General features: G+C 60.7%; 2 protein-coding genes and 1 pseudogene. All 3 read right to left on the bottom strand.

Going from position 1 to position 2,292, the window contains the following annotated elements; genetic code table 11:
• Nucleotides 1–389 (bottom strand): annotated as a pseudogene (locus tag Q4Q11_RS31535) (F0F1 ATP synthase subunit beta); the annotation flags it as partial.
• 23 nt (nt 390–412) lie between these two features.
• Complete coding sequence (locus Q4Q11_RS31530) at nt 413–1,297, bottom strand: F0F1 ATP synthase subunit gamma (protein WP_075853697.1); 885 nt, start codon at nt 1,295–1,297, stop codon at nt 413–415.
• Between the two features lie 29 nt (nt 1,298–1,326).
• A partial coding sequence (gene atpA, locus Q4Q11_RS31525; RefSeq protein WP_498571945.1) for a F0F1 ATP synthase subunit alpha occupies nt 1,327–2,292 on the bottom strand: 966 nt, incomplete at its 5' end.

Here is a 2,292-nt window from a genome sequence, read left to right as displayed (position 1 = left end):
TCCGTGGACTGCTCGACGTAGGACGGAGCATCCTGGTGGATGGCGCGCTTCTTGGCGGTGTTCAGCGGACCTGCTTCGTCGACCGGTTCGCCGATGACGTTCATGATACGGCCGAGCGTCTCGTGTCCGACCGGAACGGAGATCGGTGCGCCCGTGTCCTTCACCGGCTGGCCGCGAACCAGACCTTCGGTCGAGTCCATGGCGATCGTGCGAACGGAGTTTTCGCCGAGGTGCTGTGCGACTTCGAGAACCAGACGATTGCCGTTGTTGTCGGTTTCAAGCGCGTTCAGGATCGCCGGGAGTTCGCCGTCGAAAGCAACGTCCACAACGGCGCCGATAACCTGCGTAACCTTACCGACAGAACCTGCGGGGGTAGCTGCGTCAGCCATATTCTTACCCTCTTTTCCTAACCTCAGAGCGCTTCCGCGCCCGAAATGATTTCAATCAATTCCTTGGTGATCTGTGCCTGGCGCTGGCGGTTGTAGTTCAGCGTCAGCTTGTTGATCATCTCACCAGCGTTGCGCGTCGCATTGTCCATCGCGCTCATCTTCGCGCCCATCTCGCCGGCAACGTTTTCGAGCAACGCGCGGAAGATCTGGACGGAGATGTTGCGCGGGATAAGGTCCGCGAGGATCGAAGCCGCATCCGGCTCGTATTCATAGACGGCGCCCTTGTGGGCTGCATCTTCTTCGACGACGGCCGGAGCCGAAGCCGGAATGAGCTGCTGTGCCGTCGGCACCTGGCTGATCACCGACTTGAATTCGGAATAGAACAGCGTGCAAACGTCGAATTCGCCGGCCTCGAACATTTCGATGACGCGCTTGCCGATGGCGTCGGCATTGTCGAAACCGATACGCTTGACGTCGCGCAGTTCCTTGCGCTCGACGATCAGCGATGCATATTCGCGGCGAAGGACGTCATAACCCTTCTTGCCGACGGTGAAGATCTTCACCGTCTTGCCTTCGGCCAGCAGCTTGCGGGCATGGTCACGGGCGAAGCGCGAGATCTGCGAGTTGAAGCCGCCGCAGAGGCCGCGTTCGGCCGTGCAGACGACGAGCAGATGCACATCGCTCTTGCCAGTTCCGGTCATCAGCAGCGGCGCGCCGTCAGCATCGCTCACGGCAGCCGAAATGTTGGCCAGAACAGCGGCCATGCGCTGCGAGTAAGGCCGGGCGGCCTCGGCCGCCTCCTGCGCGCGCCGAAGCTTCGCCGCGGCGACCATTTTCATCGCCTTGGTGATCTTCTGCGTCGCCTTGACGGAGGCGATCCGGTTTTTCAGATCCTTGAGTGAAGGCATCCCTGATCCGTCCTAGAGCTTTGGCCCGATTATGCGAAAGACTTGGCGAAGCTGTCGAGAGCAGCGGTAAGCTTGCCCTTGGTCGCGTCGCTGATGGCCTTTTCGGTACGGATGGTGTCGAGAATGTCCTTGCCTTCCGAGCGGAGGTACGACAGCAGACCCTGTTCGAACTTGCCGACCTGGTTGACAGGCAGCTTGTCGAGGTAGCCGTTGACGCCGGCGAAGATCACCGCAACCTGCTCTTCCGTCTTCAGCGGAGAGAACTGCGGCTGCTTCAGAAGTTCGGTCAGGCGAGCACCGCGGTTCAACAGGCGCTGGGTTGCGGCATCGAGGTCGGAACCGAACTGGGCGAAGGCAGCCATTTCGCGATACTGGGCAAGTTCGCCCTTGATCGAGCCGGCAACCTGCTTCATCGCCTTGATCTGAGCGGACGAACCGACGCGCGAAACCGAGAGGCCGACGTTAACGGCCGGGCGGATACCCTGATAGAACAGATCGGTTTCGAGGAAGATCTGGCCGTCGGTGATCGAGATCACGTTGGTCGGAATGAAGGCCGAAACGTCGTTACCCTGCGTTTCGATGACCGGGAGAGCGGTGAGCGAACCAGCGCCCTTCTCGTCGTTCATCTTTGCAGCGCGCTCAAGGAGGCGTGAGTGCAGATAGAAAACGTCGCCCGGATAAGCTTCGCGGCCCGGCGGGCGGCGCAGCAGCAGCGACATCTGACGATAGGCAACGGCCTGCTTGGACAGGTCGTCATAGCCGATCAGGGCATGCTGGGCGTTGTCACGGAAGTATTCGCCCATGGCGCAGCCGGCAAACGGAGCCAGGAACTGCATCGGAGCCGGATCGGAAGCGGTTGCCGCAACGATGATCGAGTACTTCAGGGCGCCGCGCTCTTCGAGCACCTTGACGAACTGAGCAACGGTCGAGCGCTTCTGGCCGACGGCGACGTAGACGCAGAAGAGCTTTTCGCTGTCCGGACCATTATCCTGAAT

It is taken from the genome of Rhizobium sp. UFLA01-1127, from assembly GCF_059803845.1.
The sequence above is the reverse complement of the archived record's forward strand: the minus strand, read 5'-3'. Positions and strand labels throughout refer to the sequence as shown.

Excerpts from the sequence above, each read along its gene's own strand:
- Q4Q11_RS31530 (WP_075853697.1), bottom strand. The coding sequence starts at position 1,297 with ATGCCTTCACTCAAGGATCTGAAAAACCGGATCGCCTCCGTCAAGGCG.